Genomic DNA, 21,199 nt, shown 5'->3' with positions numbered 1-21,199 from the left:
CGCAGTGCGAGCGAGGGCTCGGTGAGCCAGGCGGCGGCGCGGGACGAGGACGCGGCGACGCGCAAGCAGGCCGCGACCGAGGGCGACGCCACCCGGGCGGCGGCGCAAGCACCCGCGGAAGGGCCGGCCGGCGAGGCCTCGGTGGCGCACGAACCCGGCCCGGCGCCCGCACCCGCCCGGCCGCGCCGCGCCCGCAGCGCCTCACAGGGCTCGGCCTCCCAGCGGGCGCAGGCGGCGCCGGAACCGACTCCGAAGGAGCGGACGCGGCCGGCGGAGCCTACGGGACCGGCGGAGCACGGGGGGCCGGCGGAACCTACGGCACCGACAGCGTCGGCGGAACCGGCAGAGGCGGCGGGACCGGCAGAGGCCACCCGTCCCGCCCGCCGGAGCACCGCCCCGCGCAGCTCGGACGCCCCGTGGCACCACGCCCGCCCCGCGTTCGGCGAACCGGAGCCCACTGCCGGACCCGGGCCGCGGAAGGAAGCCGAGCCGGAGCGGTCCGCGGAACGTGAGCCGCAGCCGCAGCCGGAACAGTCCGCGCAGCCGGTGTCGGGTGAGGAGCGGGCCCCGGAGCCCGGGCATGGGCGCGCGCCCGAGCCCCCGCAGGCAGCGGAGCCGGAGCCGGCGCGGGCAGTGGAGCCGGAGCCGGCGCATGCAGCGGAGCCGGAGCAGGCACGCGCCCCCGAGCCGCGCCCCGACGCTCCCGACGCCCCGGCGTCCGCCGCCGACGCGGCCACCCCCGACCGGACCACCCCCGACCCGACCACCCCCGACGACCCCGCAGGAGGCCCGCAGTGAACGGCGCGTTGGACGTCGCCCTGCGACTTGTGGTCGTCTTCGTCGTCTTCCTCACCTTCCCGCTGATCGTGGGCCAGACCGAGCACAAGGTGATGGCCCACATGCAGGGCCGCCTCGGCCCGATGTACGCGGGCGGCTTCCACGGCTGGGCCCAGCTCATCGCGGACGGCGTGAAGTTCGCGCAGAAGGAGGACGTGGTCCCGGCGGGCGCGGACCGCCGCGTCTTCCAGCTGGCCCCCGCCGTGGCCCTGCTGCCGTACCTCCTCGTCCTCCTCGCCATCCCCATCGGCCCGAGCGAGGGCGCCGTCGGCCAGGTCCTGGACGCCGGCGTGTTCTTCGTGCTCGCGGTGATGGGCGTCGGCGTCCTCGGCTCGCTGATGGCCGGCTGGGCCAGCGCGAACAAGTTCTCCCTGCTCGGCGGCCTGCGCACGGCCGCCCAGCTGCTCGCCTACGAACTCCCGATGCTGCTGGCGGCGGCCTCGGTCGCGATGGCGGCGGGCACCGTCTCCCTGCCCGGCATCGTGCACGCCTTCCACTGGTGGTGGCTGCCGTGGCAGATCGTCGGTGCGCTCGTCTTCTTCGTCGCCGGACTCGCCGAGCTGCAACGCCCGCCGTTCGACATGCCGGTCGCCGACTCGGAGATCATCTTCGGTGCGTACACCGAGTACACCGGCCTGCGCTTCGCCCTGTTCCTGCTGGCGGAGTACGCCGGCATCGTCGTCCTGTGCGGCCTGACCACCGTCCTCTTCCTGGGCGGCTGGCACGGCCCGTGGGGCGGCCAGGGCCTCGGCTGGGTCTGGACCCTGCTGAAGACCGCGATCCTCGCGTTCCTGGTCATCTGGCTCCGCGTGACCTACCCGCGGCTGCGCGAGGACCAGCTCCAGAAGCTCTCCTGGACCCTCCTCATCCCCCTCTCCCTCGCTCAGATCGCCCTCACCGGCATCGTCAAGGTGGTGATCAGCTAGCCATGGCTGTGCCGTCCCCGCCCTCCCGTCCCCGCATTCCCGGCAGCGGCCTCGCCAAGGGCCTGGCCGTCACGCTGCGCACGATGACGAGGAAACACGTCACCGAGCAGTACCCGGACGCCCTGCCCGAACTCCCGCCCCGCAGCCGTGGCGTGATCGGCCTGTTCGAGGAGAACTGCACGGTCTGCATGCTGTGCGCCCGCGAGTGCCCGGACTGGTGCATCTACATCGACTCCCACAAGGAGACGGTGCCGCCCGCCGCCCCGGGCGGCCGTGAGCGCAGCCGCAACGTCCTGGACCGGTTCGCGATCGACTTCTCCCTGTGCATGTACTGCGGTATCTGCATCGAGGTCTGCCCTTTCGACGCCCTGTTCTGGTCACCGGAGTTCGAGTACGCCGAGACCGACATCCGCGACCTCACCCACGAGCGGGACAAGCTCCGCGAGTGGATGTGGACCGTGCCGGCCCCGCCCGCCCTGGACCCTGGCGCGGAGGAGCCGAAGGAGATCGCCGCGGCCCGCAAGACCGCCGAGAAGCTGGCCGCCGCCCAGGCCGAGCCGGCAGAGCAGCGGGAGGGCGAGTCGTGACCCTCGCCGCCGCAACGGCCGCCGTGGCCGCCGCCGACCCGCACGGCTTCCTGTCCCCGACCGGCGTGGAGATCGCGTTCCTGCTCGTCGGCCTGGTCACCCTCGGGGCCGCACTGGTCACCGTCACCACCCGGCAGCTGGTGCACGCCGCCCTGTGGCTGGTGGTCGCGCTCGGCGGCCTCGCCGTGGAGTACCTGCTGCTCACGGCCGAGTTCATCGCCTGGGTGCAGGTCCTGATCTACGTCGGTTCCGTCGTCGTCCTCCTCCTGTTCGGCCTGATGCTCACCAAGGCCCCCATCGGCCGCTCCCCGGACGCCGACTCCGGCAACCGCTGGGCCGCCCTCACGGTCGCGGTCGCCGCCGCCGTCGCCCTCGTGTGGGTGGTCGTCGACGCCTTCCGGACCACCTGGATCGACCTGAACGGCCCGGCCGCCGGCACCACCGAGGTCACCGGCGCGAGCCTGTTCCGGCACTGGGTGCTGCCCTTCGAGGCCCTGTCCGTGCTGCTCCTCGCCGCGCTGGTCGGCGCGATCGTGCTCTCCCGCAAGGACAAGGCGGACGCCGCCGCGGCCCCGGTCCCCGGGAAGGAAGGCGCCCGCTGATGCACCTCGCCTATCCCGCCGTACTCTCCGCCCTCCTCTTCTGCACCGGCCTGTACGGCGTCCTCGCCCGCCGCAACGCGATCCTGGTCCTGATGTCGGTCGAGCTGATGCTCAACGCCGTCAACCTCAACCTGGTCGCCTTCGACGTCTGGCTCAGCCGCGCCGCGAAGGAGACCCTGCACTCCGGCCAGGCGCTGACCCTGTTCACCATCGCCATCGCCGCCGCCGAGATCGGCATCGGCCTGGCGATCGTGCTCGCCGTCTACCGCAACCGCGGCACCTCCGACATCGACAAGCTCCGCGACACCGCCGAGGGCCCCGAGGCCACGGGCCCCGACACCGGGGGCCCCGGCACCTCCGCGGCCGAGAAGGCTGAGGCCACCGCGTGACCACGACCACCCTCGCCGTCCTCGTCCCCCTCCTGCCGTTCCTCGGCGCCGCGGCCGGCCTGCTCCTCGGCCGCACCGCCCCCGGCTTCGTCCGTCCCCTCGCCGTGCTCCCTCCGCTGGCCTCCCTGGTGCTGGCCGCGCTGGTCGCCGCACGGCAGGGCGGCGGCACGGCCGTCGACGCCCACACCGAGCTGACGCCCACCGGGTCCGTGCCGATCGAGCTGGCCCTGCACATCGACGGATTCGCCGCGCTCGTCGCCGTCCTGGTCGCGTTCGTCGCGGCCTGCGTGCAGATCTACTCCACCGGCTACCTGCGGGACGACCCCCGCTACCCCTCGTACGCCGCTCTCGTCTCCCTGTTCACCTCCGCGATGCTCCTGGTCGTCTACTCGGGCGACCTGATCGTGCTGCTGGTCGGCTGGGAAGTCATGGGCATCTGCTCCTCCTTCCTGGTCGGCCACTACTGGGAGACCCCCGAGGCCCGCGCCGCCTCCCTGAAGGCCTTCCTGGTCACCAAGCTCGGCGACGTGCCGTTCCTGATCGGCCTGTTCGCGCTGGGCGCCGACGCCGGTTCTTTCCGCCTCACGCGCGTCCTCGGCGCCGTCGCGAGCGGCGGCATCGACCATCCCACGGTGATCGCGCTGCTGCTGCTCGCGGGCGTCGCGGGCAAGTCGGCGCAGTTCCCGCTGCACACCTGGCTCCCGGACGCGATGGCAGGCCCGACGCCCGTCTCCGCGCTGATCCACGCGGCGACGATGGTGGCCGCCGGCGTCTACTTCACCGCCCGTCTCCTCCCTCTCTTCGAGGCCTCGCAGGCCGCGATGGTGGTCCTCGCCGTCATGGCCGCCGTCACCATGGCCGGCTCCGGTCTCGCGGCGCTCGCCCAGGACGACATCAAGCGTGTCCTCGCCTACTCGACGATCGGCCAGCTCGGCTACATGACCGGCGCCCTCGCCGTCGGTGACCGCGGTGCCGCCGTCTTCCACCTCCTTTCGCACGGCGCCTTCAAGGCGCTGCTGTTCCTCGCGGCCGGCGTCGTCATCCACGCCGCCGGCACCAACTCGCTGGCCGCCATGTCCCGCATGCACGGCCTGCGCGACCGCATCCCGGACGCCTACTGGACGATGACCGTGGCGCTGCTCGCGCTCGCCGCGATCCCGCCGTTCAGCGGCTTCTTCTCCAAGGAGTCCGTCCTTCGCGCCGCCGAGCACGTGACCTCGGGCCACACCGAGCACGCCCCCGGCGCGGCCGGCTGGATCGTCCTCGTCGCCGGTCTGCTCACCGCCGTGCTCACCGCCGCGTACGCCACCCGGCTGTGGCTGCTGGCCTTCCGCGGCCGGGGCGCCGAGGCCCCCGACCACGGCCGTCAGCCGCTGACGATGACCGTGGTGCTCTGGGTCCTGGCGGTCCCCTCCCTCGCTCTGGGCGGGCTCGCCTACCGCGCGCTGCCCGGCTGGTTCGACGGCCGCGACCTGGCCCCGACCCTGCTCACCTCGGTCCTCGGCACGGGTCTCGCCCTGGTCGGCGGGCTGCTCACCTACGGCTGCTGGCAGCGCACCAGCCGGCTCGCCGTCCGGGTCCCGCTGGGCGCGGTCGCCGCCCACCCCGAGGAGGACGCCGGACTGGTCGAGGCCGAGGCCATCGCCACCCACGAGCCGGCCTACGGCGACATCGCCTACGCACCCGACCCGGCGGACCCGGCACGGCTGCTGCTCGGCCCCCTGCACCGGCACGCGGCCGCGGGCTTCCACCTGGACGCCGTGTACCGGGCGCTGTTCGTCCGCCCGGTCCAGGCCGGGGCGAGTCTCGTCCGGTTCCTCGACCGCGAGGTCGTCGACACCTACGTACACGGCGCCGCCGCCGTGCCCCGGCTGCTCGGGGCCGCCGTGCGGCGGGCGCAGACCGGCAATGTGCAGACCTATGTGAGCGCGCTGCTCGCCGGCACCGTCGTCCTGGCGGTCGCCGTCCTCCTCGTCGCCACGGGAGTGTGAGCAGGCGTGATCGATATCAACGAGTCCGTGATGCAGTTCCTTCTGGCATTCGTCGTCGTCGGCCCGCTCCTCGGCGCCGCCGCCGCTCTCCTCCCGGCCCCGCCCGGACTGAAGGGGAAGTCGCCCGGGCAGGCCGTGCTGCGGCACGGTGTGACCGTGACCGGCGCCGTCCTCGTCGCCGCGATCGTCCTCGCGCTCGGCTTCGACCACGGCCACCCGTCGACGATGCAGGCCACGACCGACATCAGCTGGATCCCCGCGCTCGACGTGCGGATCCACCTCGGGATCGACGGCATCTCCCTCCCCCTTCTGGTGCTGACCGCGCTGCTGACCTTCCTCTGCGCGCTCTACTCCTACTTCAAGCCGCCGTCGGGGCCGTCCCCGAAGGCGTTCGTCGCCCTGCTGCTCCTGCTGGAGTCCGGCACCCTCGCGACCTTCGCCGTCCTCGACCTGCTGCTGTTCTTCCTCGCGTTCGAGATGGTGCTCATCCCGATGTACTTCCTCATCGCCCGCTGGGGCGGCGAGGGCCGGACCCGCGCCGCGTGGAAGTTCATCCTGTTCACGCTGCTCGGCTCCGTCGTCATGCTGCTCGGCCTGCTCCTGATCGGACTCAAGGCGGGCACCTTCGACATGGTGGCACTCGCCACTGACAACGGCCGGTCACTGACCGCGTCCGTGCAGGTCGTCGCCGTCCTGGCGATCGGGATCGGGCTCGCGGTGAAGGCGCCGATGTGGCCGCTGCACAGCTGGCTGCCCGACGCCCACACCGCCGCGCCGACCGTCGGCTCGGTCCTGCTGGCGGGTGTCCTGCTGAAGATGGGCACCTACGGTTTCGTCCGGATCCTGCTGCCGGTCGCGCCGCACGGCTTCCACACCTTCGCGCCGTACCTCGCGGCGTTCGCCGTCGTCGGGATCATCTACGGGTCCCTCGCCTGCCTGGCCCTGGCCAAGCGCGGCGCGAAGGGCGACCTCAAGCGCCTGATCGCCTACTCCTCCGTCGGCCACATGGGCTTCGTCCTGCTGGGCATCGCCACCATGACCCCGACCGGCGTGAACGGCGCCCTGTTCGCCAACATCGCCCACGGCCTCATCACCGGCCTGCTGTTCTTCCTGGTCGGCGCGCTGAAGGACCGCACCGGCAGCACCGACCTCGACACCCTCGCCGAGAAGACCGGCGCCGCCCTGTACGGCAGGGCCCCGCGCCTCGGCGGCCTGCTCGCCTTCGGTGCCGTCGCCTCCCTCGGCCTGCCCGGACTCGCCGGGTTCTGGGGGGAGATGCTGGCCCTGTTCGGCTCCTTCCGACCCGCCGCCGGCCTCAGCCGCCCCGCCTTCCTCACCTTCCTGGCGATCGGCGCGTTCGGCACCCTGCTGACCGCCGCGTACATGCTGATCGTGGTCCGCCGTGTCTGCATGGGCGGCGCGGAGCGGGAGGTGCCGAAGCTCGCCGACGTCCACGGGTACGAGTTCGCGGCCTGGACCCCGCTCGTCACCCTCACCGTCCTCGCCGGACTGTGGCCGAAGGCCCTGCTCGGCCTGACCGACCCGGCCGTGCAGCAGCTCCTCGCAGGAGGCACCCGATGAGCGCCCAGCCGCTTGCCGAGTCGCTGGTCCAGTCCGTCGACTGGCTCGCGATCGCCCCGCCCACCCTCACGGCCGTCGTGGCACTCGCCGTCCTCGTCGCCGACCTGTTCCTGCCGGAGCCCCGCAAGGCCCTGCTCGGCTGGATCTCGGTCGCGGGCCTCGCCGCGGCCACCCTGCTGCTCCTGCCCCTCCTGGACGGCGACCGCAGCACCTTCTGCCTCAGCGGTCCCGCGCGCGCGTGCAGCTACACCGCCGACCACTTCACCCTCGTCATCCAGTTCCTCGTCCTCGGCGGCGCCCTGCTGGCGGCCCTGCTCTCCGTCACCCACCTGGACGACGAGCGGCGGCGCGTCCCCGCCGGCGAGTTCTGGTTCCTGCTGCTGTCCTCCGCGGCCGGGGCCGCCCTGCTGCCCGCCTCCCGGGACCTGGCCACCCTGATCGTCGCCCTGGAGGTCGCCTCCCTGCCGGCCTTCGCCCTCGTCGGCATCCGGCACGGCGACAAGCGCTCCTCCGAGGCCGCCCTGAAGTTCTTCCTGTCCTCGGTCACCGCCACGGCGGTCAGCCTGATGGGCATCAGCTTCGTCTACGCCTCCACCGGCACCCTCTACCTCACCCAGGTCGCCCAGCGCCTCCCGCACGTCGACGGACAACTGCACACCCTCGCCCAGACCGGCGTCGTCCTCACCCTCGTCGGCTTCGCCTTCAAGACGGCCGCCGTGCCCTTCCACTTCTGGGTGCCCGACACCTACGTGGGCGCGCCCCTGCCCGTCGCCGCCTACCTGTCCGTCGTCGGCAAGGCCGTCGGCTTCTCCGGCCTGATCCTCGTCACGGTCGTCGCGTTCCCGTCGTACGCCGACGTCTGGGGGCCCGCGCTCGCCGCCCTGGCCGCCCTCACCATGACCGTCGGCAACGTCGCCGCCCTGCGCCAGCACGCCACGCGCGCGTACAGCGCCGTACGGCTGCTCGCGTGGTCCTCCGTCGGCCAGGCCGGCTACCTGCTGGTGCCGATCGCCGCCGCCGGATACACCAAGGACGCCCAGAAGGCGATCGGCTCCACGGTCGCGTACGCCCTGATGTACGCCGCCGTGAACCTCGGCGCGTTCGCGGTGGCCGTCCTGGTGGGCCGCGGCCGCGCCCTGAACCGGATCAGCGACTACCGGGGCCTGTACGCCACCAACCCGCTCAGCGCACTCCTGCTGGCCTTCTTCCTGCTGTGCCTGGCCGGGCTGCCACCGGGCGTCATCGGCCTGTTCGCCAAGGTCACCGTGTTCTCGGCGGCTGTCGACGCGGGCCTCGGCTGGCTCGCCGTCGTCATGGCCGTCAACGTCGTGATCGCCCTGTTCTACTACCTCCAGTGGACGGCCCTGCTGTTCCGCGCGCCCGAGGGCGAGCCCGCCCGGCACCGCGTCCCGGCGCCCGTCACGGCCGCCCTCGCCCTCACCGGAGTCCTCGGCGTCGCCCTCTCCGGAGCGCCCCAGCTGGTCCTCCGCTTCGCGTCCGGCGGACTGTTCTGAGGAGTCGCCACGCGCGTGTGGGGCACCCGTGCCGGCACGCGCGCGTGGCCGAACCCGCACGTCACCCGTCCGGCCGCCGCGCACCGCCGTACGCACCGGGGAACTCGTGACCGCCGCCTGGCGTTGTCATCAGCGGGAGGGTCCACTGGATCAGAGTGTTCCCCAGCTGCACGACTTGGAGGGCGCACCGTGCACCGCCGGCACAACGGGCTCAGGACCGCCGTACTCCTCGGGGGGCTGTCCGCACTCATCATCGTCATCGGCAGCTTCTTCGGCCGCGCGGGACTCGTCATCGCGGTCCTGGTGGCTCTGGGCACGAACGCGTACGCGTACTGGAACAGCGACAAGCTGGCGCTGCGCGCGATGCGCGCCCGACCGGTCAGCGAGTTCGAGGCGCCGGCGCTGTACCGGATGGTGCGGGAACTGTCCACGCAGGCCCGCCAGCCCATGCCCCGGCTGTACATCTCCCCGACGGAGGCCCCGAACGCCTTCGCCACGGGCCGCAACCCGCGCAACGCGGCCGTGTGCTGCACCGAGGGCATCCTGCGCCTGCTGGACGAGCGCGAGCTGCGCGGCGTCATCGGCCACGAACTGAGCCACGTCTACAACCGGGACATCCTGATCTCCTCGGTCGCCGGCGCGCTCGCCTCGGTGATCATGTTCCTGGTCAACTTCGCCTGGCTGATCCCGGTCGGCCGCTCGGACGACGACGACGGCCCCGGCCTGTTCGGCATGCTGCTGATCATGATCCTCGGCCCGCTCGCCGCCACCCTGATCCAGCTGGCCATCAGCCGCTCCCGGGAGTACGAGGCGGACGCCTCCGGTGCCCAGCTCACCGGCGACCCGCTCGCCCTGGCCGGTGCGCTGCGCAAGCTGGAGGTGGGCACGCAGCAGCTGCCGCTGCCCCCCGAGCCCCGGATCGAGACGGCGAGCCACATGATGATCGCCAATCCTTTCCGCCCGGGCCAGGGACTGTCCAGGATGTTTTCCACCCACCCGCCGATGGCGGAGCGTATCTCCCGGCTCGAAAAGATGGCGGGCGGCCACCGGTGAAGACGGTGTTCGTCGTTTCGGTGACCGTTGTTTCGGTGGCCGTTGTTTCCGGGTCGGCAAGCCGCGCGAATTCCTGAGGCTGTCCGGGGGAAAACGCGGAGGCTGCCGCGCGCCTAAGGATTGCCCATGGCCCGCCGTCGTCATCCTGTCGTCTGAGAATGCGGCACCAGGGACGACGAAAGGTTGGCCGAGTGAAGTTCAGCAAGCGGTTCGCCACGATCAGTACCGCCGCGATCACGGTGGTGCTCTTCAGCGCCGGTGGCGCGCAGGCTCAGGGCGACGGAGGGCTCCTGTCCCGCCTGGGCGTCACGTCGCTGCTCCAGGCCCCCTACCGCGGGGCGCAGGGAGGAACCGACACGCAGAGCACGACGAACACGACCACCAAAAACAACACCAACAATAATAACAACAATAACGCCGGTGGGGTGAACAACAACAACAATAACAACAACAACGGGGACAGGAACACGAATAACAACACGAACAACAACAACATCCTCACCGGAACCCAGGCGCAGGGTGGTGGGGGACTCCTCTCGCTTCTGGGAATCCCGCCGCTCCTGCAGATCTGCAATCCGACGGGGCAGGCCGCGCAGGGGAACAACACCTTCACCGGAAGCCAGAACCTCAACTGCAAATTCAGTTGAGGTGACACATCCGTCGCGGAGCGCTATCCGCGCTCGGGACGGTGGAGCTTGCGGGCGGCTTCGTGACGGGTGTGCACGTTGAGCTTGGTCAGTACGGCGCCCACGTGATGCCCCGCGGTCTTGGGACTGATGTAGAGGCGGGCGGCGATCTCGGCGTCCGAGAGGCCCTCGTCCAGCAGTTTCAGGACGTCCATCTCCCGGTTGGTGAGCCGGTACGGATTGGCCCGGGTGGCCGGCCGCGGACCTCGCCGGACCGGGCGGACACCGCGGGCACGCATCAAAGAGCGGGCGCGAGCCACGGCCGGCCGGGCGCCGAGGCTCTCGAAGGCGGTCAGGGCCTGGCGCAGCGCGGATGCGTCACCGGACAGACGGGCCAGCGCGGCGTCGTACGGGCAACCGAGCCCGTCCCACCGCGCCGCGGCGCCGGCCCAGTCGCCGGCCAGTTCCAGCGCGTACGGTCCGGCCGCCGGGACCCGCGGAGGCTCTCCTCCGGCACGGCGGATCCAACAGGCCAGGGGACCGGACAGCCAGGGATGGGTACGGTTCGCCAGCGCGGCCAGACCGCGCCGGCCGTCGGCCCGGACCTGCTCGTGATCACCGGCCAGCCAGGCCGCCTCCACCCGGGCCTCCCACCCCAGGCCGGTGTCCAGCAGGCACCCCTGATCGACCAGACTCGCCGCTTCGTCCAGCGGCGGCCACACCTCGGGCCTGCCCTTGCGGGCCCTGGCGAGGCCCAGCACGGTCAGCGCCAGGGCCCGGGCGAGCGGTGGCGAGCCGGGGTGGGACAGGATCCTCTCCGAGACATCGGCGGCCTGCGGCCACAGGCCCCGGTGGAGCAGCCCCCAACTGCCCCAGGCCCGCGCGCCCAGCAGGTAGGCCGGCAGGCCGCGATCGAGGCAGTAGGTCTCCGCCCGGCTCACGGCCGCGGTCGACCGGGCGGTGTCCCGCCGCAACGCGGCCAGCCAGCACATGATGAGCGTCATGAAGCCCGTGTCCAGCGGCAGATCCCGCGCCCTCGCGTCGGACACGGCCTGCTCGCAGTCCTCCCAGCCGTGCCCTTCGCTCAGCATGCGTGCCGCCGCCGCATGGAAGCGCGCCTGGACGCGCACTCCCGCATCGCCGGAGCGCTCACCCAGCGTGATCGCCTTCTCGGCGTAGGCGGCGACCGCCGCCACGCCCTCGTGTTCGTAGCAGGCCAGCTGACAGAGGTTCAGGTACGCCCGCGCCAGCTCCCGGCCCGGTGCCAGCCCCGCCAGCACCCGCACCGCGTCCAGGCCGGTCTGCCTGGCCTCGGCGGTCCGGCCGGCCGGCCGCAACCAGCAGGACAGCCAGCGCAGGTCGTCCCCTTCCCGCAACCGGTCGCCGAGGGCGCGGCGCAACCTCACCGCCGTACGGCACGAAGTGATCCCCTCGTCCAGCTGGCTGGACAGGAGACAGGCCTGGGAATGGCCCTCCAGCAGAGAGATCTGCTGTTCGGGCGGCAGCCGGTCGGCGTACCGCAGGGCACGGGCGTACTGGGCGGCGGCTTCCCGGTGCGAGCCCAGCGCGGCGGCCTGGACGGCCGCTGCGGGCGCGTACTCCAGCACGGCGGCAGGATCTCCGGCGCCGTCGGCATGATCCGCCAGCAGCGGCAGATCCTCCGTGGAGACCGGGGCGGACCGCATCGCCGCCAGCACCTGCCGGTGGACCCGCAGACGGTAGGCGGCGGGTACGGCTTCCAGCACCGCCAGCCGGGTCAGCTCGTGGCGGAACTCCGTCACCCGCCCGTGGGTCCGCACGATTCCGCGGGCCGCGGCCTCCTCGAGTGCCTCCTCCGGTGTCGGCAGGATGCCGGCCAGCAGGGGCAGCGGGACCCGGGTCCCCAGGACGGCGAGGACGTCGACCACCTTGCGCGCCGCGCCCGAAAGGCCCGCCAGGCGGCCGGCGACGGCCTCGCGCACCGTGGCGGGGATGGGCTCGGCGGGCGCGGCCAGGATCTCGGCGACCATGAAGGGGTTGCCGGTGGACAGGCGGTACACCTGCTCGGTGTCCACGGTGCGCCCTCTGGCCAGTCGGGCGACGGCCTCACGGCTCAAGGGGGCGAGATCATGGCGGTACACCCACGGGTAGCCGGCCAGGGTGCCGAGGAGGGCGGTCAGGCCGTGGGTGCGGCCGATCTCGTCGTCACGGTACGTGGCCAGAACCAGCGCCGGAACGCTCGGCAGGCGCCGGGCCAGGTACCGCAGCAGGTCCATCGTGGCCTCGTCGGCCCAGTGGATGTCCTCGACGACCAGCAGGCTGGGGTAGGCGCTCAGGTCGGCGAGCAGGCAGTCGTAGACCTCGTCGGCACGGCGGTTGCCGGTCAGCGTGCCCGTCAGGGCGGTGCGCACCTCCTGGCCCAAGCGCGGAGCCAGGTCCAGCACAGGGCCCAGGGGACGGGGTGTGGCGAGCGGGTCGCAGGCGCCGATCACGACCCGTACGTGGGGGTCGGCCAGCTGGGCCAGACGGTGGACGACGGCGGTCTTACCGATGCCGGCCTCGCCGCGGACAAGGGCCAGGCGCCCAGGGCCACTCACGGCTGCCTTCAGGTGACCGGCGAGGTCCTGTAGCACGGCCTCTCGCTCTAGAAGGTCCATCACCGGCCAGTTTCCCCCCGCGCCGGGAGTCGCGCAAAAGATCCAGACCGATCAAGACCCTTGGGCGCGTGGGGCATTCGCGTGGGGCATTCGCGTGGGGCATTGTCGTGGGCGGCCGGGCGGGACGTGGGGTGTGCCGGGGTAGGGGGTGGGGTGCTCCGGGTGGAACTTGGGGCGCTCACCCGATGTGCCCGCCGACCACGGCTGGGCATGCTGGCCGAAGAGTGTCAGACCCGGTATCCGAGTTCGCGGCACCGGCGTTCCGCGCTGAGCGCTTCACCTGCCTGTGCGAACAGCTCTGACGGGGCATTGCCACGGCGGATGCCTTTCACCACCGAAATGGGCTGCGAGCCGGGACGCCCATGCCCGCGGAAAGGAAACATCATGGCGAAAAAGTACGCCAAGCGCGCGGCTGTGATAGCCGCGTCGGCGGCTCTGGCTGCGGGAGGCGCCCTGGCGCCGTCGAGCGCCTTTGCCGCCCCGACACCCACCGGAATCCACGCGATGGCGCCGAGCGATAACGGCGGGAACAACAACAATAACAACAACAACGGCGGAGGCGGAAACAACAACAACAACAATAACAACAACAACGGCAGGGGCGGGAACAACAACAACAATAACAACAACAACGGTAGGGGAGGCAACAACAACAACAATAACAACAACAACAGCGGTAGGGGCGGTCACCACAACAACAACAACAATAACAATAACAACGGTAGGGGAGGCAACAACAACAATAACAACAATAACAACAACGGCGGAGGCGGGAACAACAACAACAATAACAACAACAACGGCGGGGGCGGAAACAACAACAATAACAACAACAATAACGGCGGAGGTGCGAACAATAACAACAACAATAACAACAACGGCGGAGGTGGGAACAACAACAATAACAACAATAACAACGGCGGAGGCGGAAACAACAACAACAATAACAACAACAACGGCGGGGGCGGGAACAACAACAACAATAACAACAACGGCTGAACTTGAGAGTTCGGCGGCCGGGTGTCCGAAGTTCCCTGGCCGCCGGGCTGTCGCGTACGAGCCCTGTGGTGCTCCCTCTGCCTGTGGCTATCCGGTGATGAAAATGCAGAAAGCGACCCTGTGCAGGGGCGGTCTCGCGGTGGCGGCGACCTGCTGCATGACGCTGGGTGTGTGGGGCGCCCCCACAAGCGGAGCAAGCGGCTCAGCTGCGCAGTCGACGACTCGGTGCTATGCGGCGCGGAGCAATCCGGGCGACGTCGTGTGCTACCGAAATTCCTGGAAGGCGGAATTCAGGCACGGCGAAATGGTCTACGTGCCCTTTCTCGTCCAGGTTCCCAAGCCTTCGCATCCTCCGTCCGTGACTCTCGTCGACAGCCTGAATGAAGTCCGCCCGGGCAAGACGCCGTGAGCGTGAATCACGTTGGCTGGAAATCAGTACCCGCCGTGGCCGCCCGGGGTGTCACATCCGCCGTCCCCCCAGACCTCGTCACAGCCGCGGTTCGACTGGTGGGAATATGCGGAGGCATGAGTCGGAGCTGCCGCCGAAGCGGTTTCCGTCGCGCCCAGCGCGACACCGCCGGCCAGCAGGAGGCCGAGTAAGAAGACTCTGAAGCAACGCTTTGAATACCACACGATGCCATTGTCGGACACCCTCGGGGGCGGCTCCAGTCGAACCGCGGCGCGGGAAAGCCGGGGTGAAGAGGCGGGCGAGTTCAGCGTCCGCCGAACGCCTGATCCGTCGGTACGACCTCCTGTCCCAGCGGCATGAGCGAGAGCGGAATGAGCTTCAGGTTCGCCCAGCCGAACGGAATGCCGATGATCGACAGGAACAGAGGGATGCTCGTGATCAGGTGGGCGAGTGCGAGCCACCAGCCCGCGAAGACGATCCAGATGACGTTGCCGACGAACGACGGCGCCCCAGCACCGGGCCGCTGCACGGTGGTACGCCCGAAGGGCCAGAGCACGAACCCGGCGATGCGCAGTGACGCGATCCCGAACGGGATGGTGACGATCAGGATGAAGCAGATCAGCGCGGCGACCAGGTAACCGATCGCCATCCACAGCCCGCAGAAGACGAGCCACAGGATGTTGAGCAGCAGGTTGAACACCTTCATGACCGGTACCTCTCCAGGCAGCTCGATCGGCGTGCCCGCTGCTGCCAGTATCAGCGGATCACGCGTTCAGGAGGAAGTCAGGAGGAAGTCAGGAGGAAGTCAGGAGGAAGTGGAGCGCCCTTGAGGCGAAGCGCGCGCTCCGGCCGGGCGCCGGCGGGGCCGCGCTCGGTGGTACCCGGAGCCGGTGGGGCGCACACCCGCGTACGTCACCCCGGATTGCGCCCCGCCCACCACCGCCGTACGCCATAGGCCGCCACGCCCGCCGCGAGTACGCCGGCGCCCACGGACACCGAGGCCGCGGGCAGTGCGAAAGCCAGCGTGGCGCAGCCCAGCAGGCCGACCGCGGGCACCACACGGGAGCGCGGGGCCGGGCTCAGCGTCCAGGCCGAGGCGTTCGCGACGGCGTAGTAGGCGAGCACACCGAAGGACGAGAAGCCGATCGCGCCGCGCAAGTCCACCGTCGCGGCCAGTACCGCGACCACGGCGCCCACGGCCAGTTCCGCCCGGTGCGGCACCCGGAAGCGCGGGTGCACGGCCGCCAGCGCGCCCGGCAGGTGCCCGTCCCGTGCCATGGCGAGCGTCGTGCGGGAGACCCCGAGGATCAGCGCGAGCAGTGAGCCCAGCGCGGCCACCGCCGCCCCGGCCCGCACCACGGGCACGAGCCCCGGCACCCCGGCCGCCCGGACCGCGTCGGCCAGGGGTGCCGCCGCCTGCCCGAGCCGGCCCGCGCCGAGGACGCCGAGCACCGCGACGGCCACGCACGCGTACACCACGAGAGCGATGCCCAGGGCCAGCGGGATCGCCCGCGGAATCGTCCGTGCCGGATCGCGCACCTCCTCGCCGAGGGTGGCGATCCGCGCGTACCCGGCGAAGGCGAAGAACAGCAGCCCCGCCGCCTGGAGCACCCCGTCCGCACCTGACGACAGCCCGATGTCCAGCCGCCCGGCGTCGGCCCGCCCCGAGGCCAGGCACACCACGACCACGGCGGCGAGAACGGCCAGGACGACGGCCACGATCGCCCGGGTCAGCCACGCCGACTTCTGGATGCCGCCGTAGTTCACGGCGGTCAGGGACACCACCGCCGCGACCGCCACCGCGTGCGCCTGACCCGGCCACACATAGGCGCCCACCGTGAGGGCCATGGCGGCGCAGGACGCCGTCTTGCCGACCACGAAGGCCCAGCCGGCCAGGTATCCCCAGAAGGCGCCCAGCCGCTCCCTGCCGTACACGTACGTGCCGCCCGAGGCCGGATAGCGGGCGGCGAGCCGCGCCGAGGACATGGCGTTGCAGTAGGCCACCACGGCGGCGAGGCCGAGGCCGGGAAGCAGCCCGGACCCTGCCGCGCGCGCGGCAGGTCCCAGGGCCGAGAAGACACCGGCGCCGATCATCGAACCGAGGCCGACGACCACGGCGTCCCGCACCCCCAGAGTCCGGCGCAGCCCGGCATCGGCACCTGTCATGCGCCGCACCCTACTGAGCGGGGCAACCGGCGGGTGGATTCGTGACGTCCTCTTCATCGACACGGCACGAACACGCGCGCGACGCGCAGCGGTCCGGGAGCGACAACTCTCAGGGAACCGACAGCGCGGACACAGCGCGGAAGGGCAGGTTCACGGCATGAGCATCATCGGTTGGATCATCCTGGGACTGCTGGCCGGAGCCATCGCCAAGGTCCTCCTGCCCGGACGCGACCCCGGCGGCTTCATCGGTACGACCCTCATCGGCATCGCGGGCGCGTTCATCGGTGGCTGGATCTCGGCCCGCTGGCTGGACCACCCCATCAGCAAGCACTTCTACGACGGCGCCACCTGGGCGGCGGCCATCGGCGGCTCGCTGGTGCTGCTGATCGTCTACCGGCTCCTGTTCGGCAACTCACGCGACTGAGAGCGCGGCGCGGCGGCACGCGAGGTACGGCGGCACGCGACGTGCGGCAGTACGTCGCGGCACGGCGATGCGCGAGGGTGGGCACCGCACCGTACGGTTCCGCACCGTGCCCCGCGGGGCGCCCACCCCTGCCCTTCCTACCGGTAGTTCACGAACTGCAGCGCGAAGTCGAAGTCCTTGCCCTTCAGGAGGGCGATGACGGTCTGGAGGTCGTCGCGGCTCTTGGAGCTGACGCGCAGCTCGTCGCCCTGGACCTGCGCTTTCACACCCTTGGGACCCTCGTCCCGGATGATCTTCGCCACCTTCTTCGCGTTCTCCTGGGAGATGCCCTCCTGGATCGTCGCGAAGATCTTGTACTCCTTGCCGGAGAGCTGCGGCTCGCCCGCTTCCAGTGCCTTCAGCGAGATGCCGCGCTTGATGAGCTTCGACTGGAAGACGTCGAGGACAGCCTTCACCCGGTCCTCGGAGTTCGCCTCCATGAGGATCTTGTCACCGGACCACGAGATCGAGGCCCCCACGCCCTTGAAGTCGTAGCGCTGCGAGATCTCCTTGGCGGCCTGGTTGAGGGCGTTGTCGACCTCCTGCCGCTCGACCTTCGAGACGATGTCGAAACTGGAGTCGGCCATGTCCTGTGGCTCCTTGTATCGGGGTGCGTATCGGATGCGTGCCGGCGTGCGCGGCGGCGACCGCCGGGCCCGGTGGAGTACCGGGCCGCATCCGCACCAGCCTAGCCACCCCGCGCCCCGCCGGGTGGAGATCAATCGGGTGGCGAAGCACCCCCGGGCATCGGGTATTGTTTACGTCGTTGCCGGGGAACACCGCCGAAAGCGGGTTCGAACGGCAGCGTTACCCGGCGGTGTGCCCGAGCGGCCAAAGGGAGCAGACTGTAAATCTGCCGGCTCAGCCTTCCCAGGTTCGAATCCTGGCGCCGCCACACGGGAAACAAGGCCCCGTGATCTGCGAGAGCAGGTCACGGGGCCTTTGTCGTTGTCTCCGGACGCCGCTCGCGGGATAGGCCTACCGCTGGTCGCGCTCCGGCCCCGCATCTCACTAGAATCGAACGTGTGAACGAGGACCGTCCGCTGACGCGTCTCGACATGCTGCGCTTCGCCCGCCGCGTCGTCGAACACCAGGCCGCCAGGCAACTCGCCCTGATGGACCGGTGGATCGCCGACGAGGAACGCCGGGAGGCCGAGCGGCGGCGCCGCATCGGCGCCCGGCAGGCCGCGGAGTGGGCCATCGAGCGCGGCCTCAACGGCCGGAGCCCGGTGTACGTCCACGTCGGCGGCTGTACGGGCGCCGGCGGGCGGACCAGGGGCGTCGGCCGGGAGCAGGCGGTACGAGCCCTCACCGAAGAAGGAGTCCCCGCGTGCCCGCTGTGCCGACCGGACACCGCGCTGGGGATTCTCGAATGACCGGCCCGGGTGCGGGCCCGGCCGGTCCGGATGATGCTGGAGCCATGGCCGGGAAACGTCCCATCATCGTGCACCTGCCGTCCCCGACCGGCGGTCGCCGGGTGCGGGTGGACGGCGAGATCCTCGGCCTCGCGCACAACGTGCGGGACCTGGTGGAGTTCCTGCGCCGGGCGGGGCTGGAGATCGAACCGGAGGAGGTGGCCGACTCGCCGCTGATCGACTGGCGCGGAGTGGGCCCCGACCGGTGGGAGGCGGAGACCCGGACCTGATCACGCAGTCGCCGTCGCCCGCGAGAGGTGCGTGAACCGCCCGCTCGGGCACACTGACGGCATGTCCTCCCGACGCAGAACCTGCCCCGTGTGCCACCGCGACATCGCCGTCGTCGCGGGCCGCTTCGCACGGCACGACCCGCCCGGGGCGCGGGAGAACGGGGAACTCGTCTCCTGCGCCGGGTCGCGGCAGCCGGCGCAACTCGGGGCGGTTCAACCGTCTCTGGACGGCTACGCCGTGCCGGACTTCCCCGGGCAGCTGCCGCTGTTCTGAGCCCTGACGGGCCGACAGCGGACGGGCGGCACTTCCCTACGACTCGTCAGCAGGGCGCGCGAGGAAGGAGCGAGGCGGACTCGACCGGTCAACGGCCGGCGGCCCGGCTCAGTTCCCGGCCACCGACTTCACCGCGACCGACACCGGCGTCGAACCGCTGATCAGCTCCAGCGTGAGACCGGCCGTCGCCGGCGTGTCCACCAGCTCCGCGAGAACCGTTGCCACGTCGTCCCGGGGGACCGAACCGCGCCCCGTGTGCGCCTCCAGCCGGACCAGGCCGGTGCCCGCGTCGTCGGTCAGCGCGCCCGGGCGCAGGATCGTCCAGTCCAGCGCCTCCTGCCGGGTGACGTAGGCGTCGGCCTCGCCCTTGGCCCGCAGGTACACGTCGAAGACGTCGTCCCCCCGGTGCGCGGGATCCGCGCCCATCGAGGACACCACCACGAAGCGGCGCACGCGCGCGCGTACGGCCGCGTCCGCGAACAGCACCGCCGCGCCCCTGTCCACCGTGTCCTTGCGGGCCGCGCCGCTGCCCGGTCCCGCGCCGGCCGCGAACACCGCCGCGTCAGCGCCCTGGAGGTGCGCCGCGACCTCCTCCACCGAGGCGGACTCCAGGTCGAGCAGGACCGGCTCGGCTCCGGCCGCGCGCAGATCGTCGCCCTGCTCGGCTCTGCGGATGATGCCCGCGACCTCGTCCCCGCGCGCGGAGAGCAGGCGCTCCAGCCGCAGCGCGATCTGACCATGACCCCCAGCGATGACAATGCGCATGAAACCGACCGTACGCCCGAACAGCCGCATCCGCCGCACAAGTCGACCGCCGCGTGCGAAGCCACCCGAAGGCGCCTCGCGCCCCGGGCGCCCGCGCACTCCCGGACGCTCGCAAGCGCGGGCCCGGTGTGCCCGCGCGCTCGGGTGCCGGTGCGCGGACGGGGCTGTACCGCGCGGTGGGCACCACACGCCGACGCCTCTCCGCAGAGCAGCAATCCTCAAGCGCGCGCCCGCGGGCACCGCCTCACCACCTCGCACCTCCGCACCACCCCGAAGCCCCCTTCACCACCCCGAAGCCCCGTGCGCCCCACTCCGGCGGGGTCCCGCAACCCCGGCCCGCTGCCCTCGCCGACCCCGTTCACGACAGCTCCCCCCGCCCCTGACGCGGCAGGCCCAGTTCCGCTGCCGCCGCCGAGTTGCAGTACTCGCGGACGGCGCTCGTGCGGGCCACCACTCGGCCGCGGTGCACGACGATCCGGCTGTAGGCCAGGGACAGCGCGCCGGAGAGGTGGTCGCCGCGTACGGCCAGCAGTTCGGCCGGGAAGCCCGCTTCCACACGGACCTCCGGCAGACCCAGCACCGCACGTGCCGAGGCGCTCACGGCGTCGTAGGCGTCCTCGGGGCGCAGGCCGTGGGCGGAGGCGAGGAGGTAGGCGGCCTCCAGCGGGTCGCCGCGGCCGACGGGGTTCGAGACGTCACGCAGGGCGCCGCTGCCGGCCGCCACCCGCACCCCGGCCGCGCGCAGCAGCCGTACCGGCGCCGTGCCCCGCCGGTCCGTGCCGCCGCAGCCGCCCTGGGGCAGGCACACGACCGTCACGCCGGCCGCCGCGAGCTGGTCGGCGACGCGGGAGGCGGCGTCGGCGGGCAGGCGCGCGAGACCGGCGCACGGTCCGATCGTCACGCCGGGGCGCAGGCCCCCCGCCATGGCCGCGAGCCGGGAGAGCCGGGCCGGGTCGGCGGCGTCCGTGTGCAGGTCCACCGGGCAGCCGTGTTCGGAGGCGACCTCCAGGACCGTCTCCACGTAGCCGGTGGGATCCGGGTCCAGGTCCGGGCAACCGCCCACCACACCGGCACCCATCTTCACCGCGTCCCGCAGCATCGCGAGCCCGTCGGCCCCGGCCACCCCGGTCAGCAGCCGTGGCATCGCGACCGCCGTCAGCTCCGCCAGGCCCCGCAACGACCGCCGCGCCTGCAGAACGGCGCCCAGCGCGCCGAGCCCCGGCACGTCGCCCACGCGCACGTGCGCGCGTACCGCCGTCGCCCCGTGCCCGAGCTGGAGCAGGGCCGCCTCCGTGGCCCGGCGCTGGACGTCCTCGGGGGCGTACGACGCGGGGCCGGGGCGTTCGGCGGACAGGGCGGTGTCGCCGTGGGCGTGCGGTTCGGCCGGCGCCGGCAGGAGCAGATAGCCGCTCAGGTCCACGCGCGCGGCGCTCGTCCGGGGCGGACCCGGCGCGAGACTGCCGGTGGTGCCCACGGCCTCGATGCGCCCGCCGCCCAGCCGTACGTCCACCGTTCGGCCGTCGGTGAGCCGCGCACCGCAGAGCAGGAGCGCGGCCTGGTCGGACGGCCCGGAGGACCCCGACGGGTTCGACGGCGGTTGCGGCTGCGGCTGGCTGTCGGGCATCGCGCTCCAGGGTGGGGGCCGGGGGGCGGTCGGGCCGGCGTGAGGGAATCGGGGCCCTGCACCGCCCCAAGATCACGCAGAGTGAGTCGAGCCTAGGGCGACGAGCCGCGAG

Annotated in this window: 20 protein-coding genes, 1 tRNA gene and 1 pseudogene; 16 read left to right on the top strand and 6 right to left on the bottom strand. The window is 71.9% G+C overall.

The genetic code is table 11. From position 1 onward, the window contains the following. The 10 genes and pseudogenes from ABZV94_RS04165 to ABZV94_RS04120 all read left to right on the top strand — a co-directional run. Positions 1–798 (top strand): annotated as a pseudogene (locus tag ABZV94_RS04165) (NADH-quinone oxidoreductase subunit C); the annotation flags it as partial. Further along, a complete protein-coding gene (locus ABZV94_RS04160; RefSeq protein WP_356336910.1) occupies positions 795–1,763 on the top strand; it encodes a complex I subunit 1 family protein in 969 nt (322 codons plus the stop codon). The pseudogene ABZV94_RS04165 and the gene ABZV94_RS04160, both read left to right, overlap by 4 nt. Before the next feature lie 2 nt (positions 1,764–1,765). Further along, positions 1,766–2,350: an NADH-quinone oxidoreductase subunit I gene (locus ABZV94_RS04155; protein ID WP_356336908.1), complete on the top strand. Its 585-nt coding sequence runs from the start codon at positions 1,766–1,768 to the stop codon at positions 2,348–2,350. After that, positions 2,347–2,952 (top strand): NADH-quinone oxidoreductase subunit J, encoded by a 606-nt coding sequence (locus ABZV94_RS04150; protein WP_356336905.1) that lies wholly within the window; start codon positions 2,347–2,349, stop codon positions 2,950–2,952. Before ABZV94_RS04155 ends, ABZV94_RS04150 begins: the two co-directional genes overlap by 4 nt. Then, entirely contained in the window at positions 2,952–3,341 is a 390-nt protein-coding gene (gene nuoK, locus ABZV94_RS04145) for an NADH-quinone oxidoreductase subunit NuoK (protein WP_356336903.1), read from the top strand. Before ABZV94_RS04150 ends, nuoK begins: the two co-directional genes overlap by 1 nt. Beyond that, positions 3,338–5,332, top strand: a complete 1,995-nt coding sequence (locus ABZV94_RS04140; RefSeq protein ID WP_356336901.1) for an NADH-quinone oxidoreductase subunit L — start codon at positions 3,338–3,340, stop codon at positions 5,330–5,332. The genes nuoK and ABZV94_RS04140 overlap by 4 nt, the downstream gene beginning before the upstream one ends. A 6-nt stretch (positions 5,333–5,338) precedes the next feature. Further along, a complete protein-coding gene (locus ABZV94_RS04135) occupies positions 5,339–6,913 on the top strand; it encodes an NADH-quinone oxidoreductase subunit M (RefSeq protein WP_356336900.1) in 1,575 nt (524 codons plus the stop codon). Further along, positions 6,910–8,427, top strand: coding sequence for an NADH-quinone oxidoreductase subunit N (locus ABZV94_RS04130; RefSeq protein WP_356336898.1), 1,518 nt, complete (start codon positions 6,910–6,912; stop codon positions 8,425–8,427). Before ABZV94_RS04135 ends, ABZV94_RS04130 begins: the two co-directional genes overlap by 4 nt. 189 nt (positions 8,428–8,616) lie before the next feature. Continuing rightward, positions 8,617–9,480, top strand: a complete 864-nt coding sequence (gene htpX, locus ABZV94_RS04125) for a zinc metalloprotease HtpX (protein ID WP_356336896.1) — start codon at positions 8,617–8,619, stop codon at positions 9,478–9,480. 191 nt (positions 9,481–9,671) lie between these two features. Further along, the gene (locus ABZV94_RS04120; protein ID WP_356336893.1) at positions 9,672–10,127 is read left to right on the top strand and encodes a hypothetical protein; all 456 of its coding nucleotides are present in this window, start codon (positions 9,672–9,674) and stop codon (positions 10,125–10,127) included. 23 nt (positions 10,128–10,150) lie between these two features. Here the strand turns inward: ABZV94_RS04120 and ABZV94_RS04115 are convergent, their stop codons facing one another. After that, entirely contained in the window at positions 10,151–12,682 is a 2,532-nt protein-coding gene (locus ABZV94_RS04115; protein ID WP_356336891.1) for an AAA family ATPase, read from the bottom strand. Between the two features lie 444 nt (positions 12,683–13,126). On the opposite strand from ABZV94_RS04115, the gene ABZV94_RS04110 reads away from it, so the two are divergent. Next, a complete protein-coding gene (locus tag ABZV94_RS04110; RefSeq protein WP_356336889.1) occupies positions 13,127–13,741 on the top strand; it encodes a hypothetical protein in 615 nt (204 codons plus the stop codon). Positions 13,742–14,454: 713 nt separating this feature from the next. On the opposite strand, the gene ABZV94_RS04105 is transcribed toward ABZV94_RS04110, so the two are convergent. Then, on the bottom strand, positions 14,455–14,856 hold the full coding sequence (locus ABZV94_RS04105) for a YccF domain-containing protein (RefSeq protein WP_356336887.1): 402 nt from the start codon (positions 14,854–14,856) through the stop codon (positions 14,455–14,457). Between the two features lie 206 nt (positions 14,857–15,062). Then, complete coding sequence (locus ABZV94_RS04100) at positions 15,063–16,316, bottom strand: amino acid permease (protein WP_356336885.1); 1,254 nt, start codon at positions 16,314–16,316, stop codon at positions 15,063–15,065. 157 nt (positions 16,317–16,473) lie between these two features. Here ABZV94_RS04100 and ABZV94_RS04095 point away from each other — a divergent pair, with 157 nt between their 5' ends. Beyond that, entirely contained in the window at positions 16,474–16,740 is a 267-nt protein-coding gene (locus tag ABZV94_RS04095; RefSeq protein WP_356336883.1) for a GlsB/YeaQ/YmgE family stress response membrane protein, read from the top strand. 137 nt (positions 16,741–16,877) lie between these two features. Here the strand turns inward: ABZV94_RS04095 and ABZV94_RS04090 are convergent, their stop codons facing one another. Continuing rightward, positions 16,878–17,366: a YajQ family cyclic di-GMP-binding protein gene (locus ABZV94_RS04090; RefSeq protein WP_356336881.1), complete on the bottom strand. Its 489-nt coding sequence runs from the start codon at positions 17,364–17,366 to the stop codon at positions 16,878–16,880. 226 nt (positions 17,367–17,592) lie between these two features. Here ABZV94_RS04090 and ABZV94_RS04085 point away from each other — a divergent pair. From ABZV94_RS04085 to ABZV94_RS04070, 4 genes are all read left to right on the top strand, one after another. Next, positions 17,593–17,674, top strand: a tRNA-Tyr gene (locus tag ABZV94_RS04085). Between the two features lie 130 nt (positions 17,675–17,804). Continuing rightward, positions 17,805–18,155 carry a DUF6233 domain-containing protein gene (locus ABZV94_RS04080; RefSeq protein WP_356336879.1) on the top strand — a complete coding sequence of 117 codons (351 nt, stop codon included), beginning with the start codon at positions 17,805–17,807 and terminating at the stop codon, positions 18,153–18,155. A 44-nt stretch (positions 18,156–18,199) separates the two neighbouring features. Continuing rightward, positions 18,200–18,424 carry a hypothetical protein gene (locus ABZV94_RS04075; RefSeq protein WP_030641125.1) on the top strand — a complete coding sequence of 75 codons (225 nt, stop codon included), beginning with the start codon at positions 18,200–18,202 and terminating at the stop codon, positions 18,422–18,424. A 61-nt stretch (positions 18,425–18,485) separates the two neighbouring features. Beyond that, on the top strand, positions 18,486–18,698 hold the full coding sequence (locus ABZV94_RS04070; RefSeq protein ID WP_030641127.1) for a hypothetical protein: 213 nt from the start codon (positions 18,486–18,488) through the stop codon (positions 18,696–18,698). Positions 18,699–18,806: 108 nt separating this feature from the next. Here the strand turns inward: ABZV94_RS04070 and ABZV94_RS04065 are convergent, their stop codons facing one another. Together ABZV94_RS04065 and ABZV94_RS04060 are read right to left on the bottom strand one after the other, a co-directional pair. Continuing rightward, the gene (locus tag ABZV94_RS04065) at positions 18,807–19,463 is read right to left on the bottom strand and encodes an NAD(P)H-binding protein (protein ID WP_356336877.1); all 657 of its coding nucleotides are present in this window, start codon (positions 19,461–19,463) and stop codon (positions 18,807–18,809) included. A gap of 358 nt (positions 19,464–19,821) precedes the next feature. After that, complete coding sequence (locus ABZV94_RS04060) at positions 19,822–21,087, bottom strand: amidohydrolase family protein (protein WP_356336875.1); 1,266 nt, start codon at positions 21,085–21,087, stop codon at positions 19,822–19,824. Positions 21,088–21,199 lie beyond the last annotated feature (112 nt).

This window comes from Streptomyces sp. NPDC004658 (assembly GCF_040609555.1).
Classification (GTDB): Bacteria; Actinomycetota; Actinomycetes; order Streptomycetales; family Streptomycetaceae; genus Streptomyces.
This window is presented reverse-complemented; position numbering and strand designations above follow the sequence as displayed.